The following is a 9891-nucleotide window of genomic DNA, read 5'->3' on the forward strand; positions in this document are numbered from 1 at the left end:
ACCCCAGATTCACACCGAAGTCTCGTGGGCTCGTATATTTTTATAAGAGACAGGGAGTGGCCGGCGCCGCCGGCCCGGCGCCCTCCGCGCCGGGGGTGGTCATCGGCTCGAAGTAGCGGTCCGCGGCGGTGGCGGCCTCATTGGTCATGGCCAGCAGGAAGCCGATCGACTCCACCGGCCAGCGCAGGGCCAGCGCCGTGGACAGGAAGGCCACCAGGGTGCCGGCCGAGAGCTTGCCGTCGGAGACCTGGAGGACGCCGATCACCAGGGCGACGCCGATGGCCAGCTCGGGCAGGGTCATGATGATGGCCCACAGGTTCGACAGCAGCCGCGCCTTGTGCAGTTCGGTGCCGCGCAGCTCGCGGGCCTGGCGGTGGAAGGCCTGCGACTGGCTGCGGTGCCGCCCGAAGGCCTTGATGATCCGGACGCCGAGCACCGACTCCTCGACCAGGGTGGCCAGGTCGCCCGCCTGGTCCTGGGCGCGCCTGGCGGCCAGCGCGTACCGCTTCTCGAAGCGCGAGGACAGCACCACGAGCGGGACGGCCGGGCCGAGCAGCACCACGGTCAGCAGCGGGCTCTGGCCGAGCAGGATGCCGAAGCCGATCAGCAGCGTGGTGGTGTTGACGAACAGGAAGACCAGCGGGAAGGCCAGGAACATCCGCAGGATCTGGAGGTCGGTGACGGCCCGGGAGAGCAGCTGCCCGGACGCCCACCGGTCGTGGAAGGCCACCGGCAGCCGTTGCAGCCGCTGGTAGAGGTCGGCGCGCATCGACGCCTCGACCCCGGCCAGCGGCCGGGCCACCAGCCAGCGCCGCAGCCCGAACAGCAGCGCCTCCAGCAGCCCGAGCAGCAGCACCAGGCCGCCGCCGAGCCACACCCCGGACGGGTCGTGGTCGGTGACCGGGCCGTCGACCAGCCACTTGAGCACCAGCGGGATCAGCAGTCCCACGCTGGAGGCGACCATGCCGACCACCGCCGACGACGCCAGCCGTCCACGGATCGGCCGGACGTACGGCCACAGCCGCAGCAGTGAGCGGATCGAGGACCGCGGGCGGGCGGCGGGCGCGGAGTCAGGGGTCGTGGCAGGCATCACTCCTGACACTACGGTTGCCCACTGACACGCTTCACCTGGTTTTCGCCACGGGGAAGCCGGCCCTGGGGTAGCAGGACCGGCGGCCCGGAGCGGGCGACGGCAAGGGGCTGGCGTCTCCCGCCCCGGGCGTCGAAGGGGTCCGCGGTCAGACGGTGAAGCCGCCGTCCGCGTGCACGACCGCGCCGGTCACGTACGAGGCCGCGTCCGAGGCCAGGTGCGCCACGACCGCGGCGATCTCGTCGGCCGTGGCGTAGCGGCCCAGGGCGGTGAAGCCGCGGACGGTCTCCGCGTACGGTCCGTCGGCCGGGTTGGCTTCGGTGTCGGTGGGTCCCGGGTGCAGCAGGTTCACGGTGATGCCCAGCGGCCCCAGGTCCCGGGCGAGGCCCTTGGTCATACCGGTCAGCGCGGTCTTCGTCAGGGCGTAGAGGGTGTGGCCGGGGAAGGTGGTGCGGTCGGCCACATTGCTGCCGACGCTGATGATCCGGCCGCCGCCGCGCATGTGCCGGGCCGCGGCCCTGGCCGCCAGGTAGGGGCCGCGCACGTTCACCGCGACCGAGCGGTCGAAGTCCGCCGCGCCCAGGTCCGACAACGGGCCGACCACGTAGACGCCCGCGTTGTTGACCAGGACGTCGAGCCGGCCCCACTCGGCCGCCGTGCGGTCCACCGCGTTCTCTATCGCGGCCGGGTCGCCGCTGTCGGCGCGCAGGGCGAGCGCGCTGCGGCCCAGGGCGCGGATCTTGCCGGCCACGGTCTCCGCCGCCGCGGCATCGTGCCGGTAGGTGAACGCCACATCGGCGCCGCCCTCCGCCAGCCGCAGTGCGACCGCCGCTCCGATACCGCGCGAGGCCCCGGTGACCAGGGCGGTCTTTCCTTCGAACTCGGTGGTGTCCATGCCCTCGATCATGGTCGGGCCGAGCGCCCGGATCTGGCGGGAATCGGCCCTCGACCTGCCGTCCTGCCGGCCGTGGAGGGGCCTGCCCATGTGGCCGTGGAGAGGCCGGCCCGCCCGGCCGTGGAGGGGCGGCCCGCCCGGCCGTTCAGGGGCCGGCCTGTCCGGTCGTGAAGGGCGCCGCCCTGCGCAGCCCGCGCACCGCAGGGATCGCCAGCAGGGTGCCGCCCACCGCGAGGGCGATGGCGCCGCCGGCCTGGAGCACATGGCGGGTCCCGAAGACCGCGGCGGCCGGCCCCGCGAGCGCCTGGCCGACCGGGAACATCGCGACGGACCCGGCCACTTCGTAGGCGTGGATGCGGTTGAGGATGTCGCCGGGGACCTGGGTCTGCACGGTGGTGGCCCAGTTGACGCCCCAGAACGCCCAGCCGATCCCGGCGACGAAAAGGCAGCCGCAGATCCCGGCCACCGGCAGGTCGAGGCCGACCGACGCGGGCATCAGCGCCACGGCGAAGACCCCGAAGCTGCCCGCCCGCAGCGGCCGGTCGGCGCGCAGCCGCATCGCCAGCAGCGCGCCCACCGCGGTGCCGGCGCCCAGGGCGGAATTGACCAGGCCGTACGCCCCGGCGCCGTGCGCGGGGATGATCTGGCCCGCGGCCAGCGGGATGAAGGGACCCATGACGCACATGGTGTAGATCGTCCACACCAGGATCACCGCCCACATCCAGGTGCGCGCCCTGAACTCCCGCCAGCCCTCGCCGAGATCGGCCCGGAAGGTCGTCCTCGTGCCCGTCCCGTCGGCCGCGGCCCGCGGCGGGGGCGGGGCCAGCCGCAGGAAGAGCAGGCACAGCCCGCTGGTCAGATACGTGGCCGCGTGCACCGCGAAGACGACGCCGGGCGAGGTGAAGCCGACCAGCACACCGGCGAGCGCGGGACCCGCGAGGCCGGCTGCGGACTCGGCCGTCCTGGTCACGGCGTTGGCGCCCTGCACATCGTGCGCGACCCGCACGACCGTGCTGGCGACCCCCGGCTGGAAGGTCGCCGCACAGGTGCCGTTGACGACCGCGATCACCAGCACTTCCCACAGCCGCACGCTGTGGGTGAGGAAGAGGAAGGCGGCCGTCGACTGGGTGCAGACCCTGACCAGGTCGGAACCGATCATCATGGCGCGGGCGTTGAAGCGGTCGGCCAGCACCCCGCCGAAGATGACGAAGCCGGCGAAGCAGGCGCTGGCGGCGGCCATCACCAGGCCGATGTCGCCGGCCGAGTAGCCGTAGGAGAGCAGGCCCGCGGACAGGGCGACGGGCAGCATCGTGTCGCCGAGCATCGCGACCGAGCGGGCGGTGAAGTAGAGCCGGAAGTCGACCGACCAGAGGGGTCCCGCCGGCGGGCGGTAAGCCGACGGGGTGCGCGCGACTGCGGCGGCCTTCCCGGGGCGGGGTGCGGAGGAGGTCACCGGGCTCATAGTGGACTGGACCACTTGCGGAGTCCAGCGGATTGCCCGCCATTCGGTCCGGTGATCGAACTCACTCGCACGCGGCGCTACTCGGGGGCGGGCCCGGACGCGCCGGCCGGCTCAGCAGCTGTCCGCGGGGACCGCGCTCACGGCCTGCGTGCCCCAGCTCAGCCGGCGCAGCGTGTCGGGCGCTGCCTGTCCGGCCGCGGCGCCGGCGGTTCCTGCGGCGGACGCGACCCGGACGGTGATGCCGGTGCTGTCGAGTTCGACCAGCTCGCCGCACACGCTTCCGTCGCGTGTGTGCACGGTGACGGACCCGGCCGCGCTGTCACCCGCGGGCGCCACCCACGTCAGCATGACACCCGCGGCCGTGGCCAGCACCCCCGCGACGGCCAGCCACCGGGCCCGGTTGACCAGGCGCCCGATACGCCGGCACTCCGCCGCCTCCCACCGCAGCAGTTGCGTACCGTCGGCGTGCCTGAGGTCCCGGCCCGGCCGGCCGTGCACGGCGGAGGCGGCGGTGAACGCGGACGTCAGCAGGGCCAGCAGCCCGAACGACATCGTGGCCACGACGCCCAGCCGGTAGCCCGGTGTCAGCTCGGCGACGTTCTCCCGGCCCTTGAGCACGAGGACCGCCGCGAGCAGCGCGGTCGCCGTGGCCAGGAAGTTGCGCCATCCCTCGGCCTGGTGGCGGGCGATCTCCAGCTGCGACTGGAGCATGTCGTACACCCGCTGCTGCGCCCGCAGCCGCAGGGTGCGGTCCATCGGCCCCGGGGGCATGGCCATCAGGGTGCCCCCTGCGGCGGAAGCCGTACCGTCCACCAGGCGCCGCAGCCGGAGAACTCGTCGACATTGCTTGGATGCGTGATCGGGCAGCGGCAGTCCATTGTCCACTCACCGGGGCCGTCGTCCTGCGACCGCCGCCACGGCAGGCCCTTGGAGACAGTGCCGGGGACGACGTCGACCAGCGAGAAGCTGTTCCGGGCGTGGCAGACCGGGCAGGTGCCGGTGAACACCAGGAAGCCGGCGCCGTCCGTATGACTGCGTAGATCGCCAGGCGGTGCGACCTGCTGCTCCCGGTACGCCACGGTGTCGTCATGGTCGGGCATGAGCGCTCCTCCCGTCCTCGGGGGCTGGTTCGGCCGGTGGCGCCGGTTCCGCCGGTGGCAGCCGGAAGCCGAAGAGCGGCGCGTAGCAGGCGAGCCGGTCGCGGACCTCGGCGACCTCCAACCCGGTCTCCTCCGCCGCCAGCCGGACATGGTCGTCGGTCACCTCGCCGGAGAGGGCCGGCGCGCTGCCGGTGAGCCGCCGGCTGAGGATGATCACGTCCCGCCAGTCGGGTTCGCAGTCGTCGTCGGCCGGCTCCTGGCACACGAGGACGAGCCCGAGGGCCGTGTACGGGGTGAGTGCCCGGAAGGTCGACCGCAGCCCGCGGCCCAGCCGTACGGCGGTCACGGTGAGGGCGAGCGGGGTGACCGTGCCCTCGCGCAGGGGTTCGTACCTCAACAGGTTCTCGACGGCCGGATCGGGCTTGGTCTGCTCCCTGCCTGTCCCGCCATCGGGGCTGTAGGGGAGCCGCGGGCCGCCGAGCGGTTCGTAGGCGCGCAGCCGGGACGCGGCGGTGGTGGCGTCGATCTCGCAGTCGTCGGCGTACTGGAGGATCTCCAGCAGCGTGACCTGCGGCAGCCAGCTGTTCCTCGCGTCCACGCACAGTGCTTTGAACACGGAGAGATCCGGTTGCAGACCGCGGCACTCGTCGGGAACGCTCGCCACCTCGATGCCGTAGGGCCCGGCCTCGGCGCGCGCGGAGTCGGCCGCCGCGCCGACGCTGATGCGGTGGTGGGCGGCCAGCGTCAGGAGGAAGGCGGTGTCCACCCGGTTCGAGGAGACGTCGAAGGTGGCGCTGAAGCTCCAGCTCGTCCCGTACGAGGTCAGGTGCCAGGAGGTTTTCACGAGAAGTGTCGGGCGGTCCTCCGGCACGCTCTCCAGCCATCTGCGGACCGCGTCGGGGGCGCTCGCATCCACCACGCCCGCCTCGGCGAGGGCACTGACCCCCCGCACTTCGTCGTCCACGTCGGCGTGCCGCTGCACGCCGGACAGCGCACGCAGGACCGTCCAGGTGCTGAGCGGCCGACCGGTCGGCTCGTCCTCCTCGCCGAAGCGGGCCCACCACGGGGCGGCTTTCACGGACAGGAGCGATGCGTGACGGACGTCGTCCAGGGCCAGCCCCAGACCGACGCGCTCGGCGGTCCCGCGGACCGCTCCGGCGGTGGTGGCCACGTCGGCGTCACCGCGCTCCGCCGACATGACGGCCAGTCCGAGGATGTCGAGCGGCCTGTTGAGGCGGCGGGACGGCCCGTCCGACGTCCCGAATCCCAGGGCTTCCACATCGTCGTCCGAGAGATGCGCTTCCTCGAAGCTGCCGGTCACCTGGTAGCCGAACCGCGCGTAACGCCGCGCGACCTCAACGACGTCCGAGACCTCCGCACCCACGACATTCGCGACGTAGGCCGCGATGGACGGCGTCACCACACGGGGGAGCCCGTCCAGAGCGGTCAGTTCGCCGTTCAGGATTTCGTACTCGGACTGCGTGGGAATGCGCTGAGCGAGGTCCCCTGGATCCGGCGGCTCCGGAAGACCGGGGTCGAAGATCCTGAGCGTTCCCACGAGTTCCGCCATCTCTCCGATCGTCCGGTGCTCACGTGCGGCGGTGAGGAGCAGGGGAGCGTGAACCGGCGGTGCGATGCCTTCCCTCGCCGGGAAAATGTACTGATCGGTGTATTCCGTGTACAGATCCACCAGGATCGGGTCGCCCGTCACGCCGTCGAGTCCGCGGAGGTCGTCGGTCGGCGGAACGCAGATGCCCGCGACGGCGTACCGGCGCAGCACCCGTACTGCCGTGCGCAGGGTGTGTCCGCTCTCGGCGGCGGCCCGGAGCGCCGCTGCCGCCGGGTTCCAGCGTCTGCGCGGCCGGTGGAACAGAAGTGTGTCCAGTGCCGTGGGACGGGGAAAACCCTTCGGGAAGCCGATGGCGGCTTCGGGTACCCGACCCTGTCGCACCAGCTGTGACCGCCAGTCACGGAAGAACTCCAGGCCCGCCCCCTCCGGCTCGTCGCGGCCGATCAGGTAGTCACTGCTGTCGAGGGGAAGACAGCCGAGCGTGGCAAGGGCGTGGAGGCTTCGCACCGAACGATCGCCTGCGCCGTGCCAGCTCTCCACCGCGACGGTGGCCCGGGCGGACAGCAGGCGCTCGACCACTGTTTCGGCCAGCCGCGGATCGTCCCCGGCGAGTTCCCACAACCACGTGAGCGGAATCGGGTCCCACCGCGTCAACTCGTCGATGACGGCGCAGAGGTCCTGGTAGACCGTGTCCTCGGCGAAACCGATCAGCTGGTTGCGGCTGGCGCTGAGGACGGGCTTGTGCCGGTGACGCAGATTGATGACGTAACCACGGGGCCGCGCGGACCCTCCCACGACGATGCCGTCCACGAGCCGTGCGCCCAGGTTCTGTACCCACCAGATCCCCCGCGAGGGGTCCTGCCGGGCCATCGCGGGCAGGCTGTCGTCGGCCCGCAGCACGTCGGGCGCCCACCTGAGGGGCTCGGTCCGGCTGTCCATCTGCTCGTCGACGACGATGGCCACAGGGCTGTGCCAGACCTGGCGCCTGAGGAAGTCGACGACCGACGGGGGCTCCGCGCTGAACTCGGGGCGCAGATAGAGCCGGACGCGGGTGCCGACCTCCCCGTCGTCGTGCGTGGTGATGTGCATGAGCCCGGAATCGGCCACGACGTCCACGCGGTGTCCCGGGCCACCGGCCCCCTGGCCGTTGACACCGGCCGGCCGGGTGACGACCCGGATCTCTTCGGCGAGCATGAAGTAGCTGAAGACCCCGATGCCGAAACGGCTGTTCAGCTCGGGCACGACACCCTTGCGGCGCCAGCGCCGGAGTTCCCGTACCCGGGCGGGGGACTGCTCATTGCGGCGGCCGGCGCGGGCGAAGAGGTCGCTCAGCTCCTCGGCGGTCATGCCGATGCCGTCGTCCTTGCACTCGACGTAGAGCCGGTTGTCCTCCGGGTCCCGGCCGACGGTGAAAGTGACCGTGTAGTCGGCCAGTTCGCTGACGCCGGGGCGGTCGCTCCCGCGTCCGCCGGCGAGCGCGGCGTACTGCTGCCGCGCCTGGCGGCGACGGCACGCGTCGAGCGCGTTCTGGTACAGCTCGCGGATGGCGAGCTTGTGGTCACCGTAGAGCTGGGTGCCCATGATGAGGGGCTTGACGCCGTCCTCGGCAAGTTGGAAACGCGGCGGCGGTGCCTCGTAGTAGCTGTCGTCCGCCGGCTCCAGGGCGTCGGTGTTGATGTGCTTGGGCAGCGCGGAGAGCAGGTCCTCGTCGGGCTGGGCCTTGTACACGTTCCGCGCGGCGGCGCCCGCGGCGTCGGCCTGGCGCTCCAGCGCCACGTGCAGGGCGGCGCTTCTGCACTCGGCGTCCAGCGTCCAGTCGGCGGGACCGGTCGGCGCCGCCTCGCGGGACGCGGCCGGGCGGCCGTGGTCGACGGGGCGGAACTCGCTGTCGCCGACCTGGGCCACCACGTCCCCCGGCTCCACCTTGTGGTGCGCCACTCCCAGGTGGTCCACGACGATGCCGTCGAGCAACCGGGCGTCGATCGCGAGGAGTTCGGCCATGTACAGCAGCTCCGCCAGCGGCTTCGGCCGCCAGAACCTGCTGTGGTCGCTCATGCCCAGCAGCCGTGCGAGCCTGGTCTGCCAGCTCTCACCGCTCGGCGCGGTGTCCGCCGGGCGGGTGCGCATCTGCGAGACCACCTGGAAGACCGCCGAGCGCAGCCGGTCGCGGCTGCGCGGGGCGGGCCGCGAGCCCAACCCCGCGGCATACGCGGCGGCGTCGGTCAGCCGGTCGATGACGCCCGGCAGGCTGTCCAGGGCGCCGAGGGAATGCCCGGCGCCGGCGGGCGGCTCCCGCAGCTGGTCCCAGAGCTGGTCCCAGCCGGCCAGCAGCCGGTGGCGCAGCCACTGCTCGGCGGCCACCGCGGGAGCGTGGGCGCCGGCGTTCAGCAGCCTGACGCGTTTGGCCTCGATCTGGCCGAAGGCCCTGCGGACGTCCACCATGTCGTCCGCGAGATGCCGCCGCGCGTCACCGCCGCCCCGGCCGGCCGAATCCCCGTCGTCCGCGCCCGGCCCCTGCGGCGGGTACAGCTCCGCGAGCGCCCGGCGGCCGCACGCGACGGCCGCCTCCCGGACGAAGGGCGTCGCCAGCAGCGTGACCACTTCCAGCGCGCTGAGCCGCCCCACAGGGGCGGCCGGCACGAGGCGGTTGAGCTGCCGGATGACGCGCCCTGGGTAGGAGGGGTCGTCCCAGGGGTCCTGGCCCGCTTTGTTCTCCCGGTTGGCATCCCGACGGATGGCGAGGACCTTCTCGATCAGCTGGCTGAGCAGGTCCTTCAGCCGTCCGGTGTCCACAGTGCCGTCGGCGATCCTGTCCCACAGCACCGCGTCGTGCACGGCCTCGGTCCACGGCTCCGCGCCGGGCCCCGACCCGCAGATCTCCCGCGTGGCGTGCTGGACCGGGGGTCCGCCGGTGGCATTGCCGAGCCACCAGTCGTGGACGTGGCTGAGGTGCCCGTGATAGCCGGCGATCTGCCGGGTGCGCCGTCGCACGCTGGCGATCACCTCTTCGACGGTGCGCGGCGGCGAGTCGTCGCCCAGCGCCTCGGCGAGCGCGCGGCCCAGGAAGCTTCCCGTACTCGTCCCCATGGCCCGCTGCCCGGGGGCGCACGCGTAGACCAGGACGACGTTCTCCCGCGAGCGGGAGGACGTCGGCAGCCTCGGCGGCGTCCCGAATTCTGCGGCGGCCACCTCGTCACGGCACGAGTCGAGGCACATCATCACGGTCGCCTCGGTGGTCAGCTTGTCGAAGAGCACGTCCGGCGCCACCGGGACGAGGCTGAGCACACCGGCGGCGGGGTCGGCGTCGCTGGGCACCAGGTATTCGACGCCGTCGAAGCGCACGCCGTGGCCGGAGAAGTAGACGAGGCCGAAGTCACCGTCCTGGCAGCGGGCCAGGAAGGTGTTGAGCGCCGAGTAGATACCGGGCCCGGTCGTCTGCTTCGCGGAGTCCACGACCGTCACGTCGCACTCCGCGTATCCGGAGCTGAGCAGCGCGTCCCTGATCAGCGCGGTGTCCTCGCCGACGAGCTCCAGGTCGCTCCGCACGGCGATCAGAAGTGCCCGTAACACGCTCACTTCGGAGCAGCCCCCCGTCTCCCGGCCTGTCACGCGACCCTATGGCAGTGCGCTGTCGGCTGGAGCGGCAGTATGGCAGAGCGCCCCGCGCCCGCGCCGAGCGCGGGCGGCGGAGCGGCCCCGCGTGCCTCAGCTGCCCGCCTCCGCCCCGTCCCGCACCGCCCGGTAGAGCCGCACCGAGCGCGCGCCGACCCGGAT

At 72.7% G+C, this 9891-nt stretch carries 5 protein-coding genes and 1 pseudogene; all 6 read right to left on the reverse strand.

Annotation, left to right across the window (positions count from 1 at the left end):
• Positions 1-58: 58 nt before the first annotated feature.
• Positions 59-1090: pseudogene (locus V7E46_RS29835) on the reverse strand (ABC transporter ATP-binding protein); the annotation flags it as partial.
• A 148-nt stretch (positions 1091-1238) separates the two neighbouring features.
• Positions 1239-1985, reverse strand: a complete 747-nt coding sequence (locus tag V7E46_RS29840; RefSeq protein WP_443054393.1) for an SDR family NAD(P)-dependent oxidoreductase — start codon at positions 1983-1985, stop codon at positions 1239-1241.
• A gap of 145 nt (positions 1986-2130) precedes the next feature.
• Entirely contained in the window at positions 2131-3447 is a 1317-nt protein-coding gene (locus V7E46_RS29845; protein WP_443054394.1) for an MFS transporter, read from the reverse strand.
• A 111-nt stretch (positions 3448-3558) separates the two neighbouring features.
• A complete protein-coding gene (locus V7E46_RS29850; protein WP_333771341.1) occupies positions 3559-4218 on the reverse strand; it encodes a hypothetical protein in 660 nt (219 codons plus the stop codon).
• 5 nt (positions 4219-4223) lie between these two features.
• A complete protein-coding gene (locus V7E46_RS29855; protein ID WP_333771342.1) occupies positions 4224-4547 on the reverse strand; it encodes a hypothetical protein in 324 nt (107 codons plus the stop codon).
• Positions 4534-9687, reverse strand: coding sequence for a caspase family protein (locus V7E46_RS29860; protein WP_333771343.1), 5154 nt, complete (start codon positions 9685-9687; stop codon positions 4534-4536). The genes V7E46_RS29855 and V7E46_RS29860 overlap by 14 nt, the downstream gene beginning before the upstream one ends.
• Positions 9688-9891: the final 204 nt, after the last annotated feature.

It is taken from the genome of Streptomyces sp. IBSBF 2435, assembly GCF_036815005.1.
Lineage (GTDB): Bacteria > Actinomycetota > Actinomycetes > Streptomycetales > Streptomycetaceae > Actinacidiphila.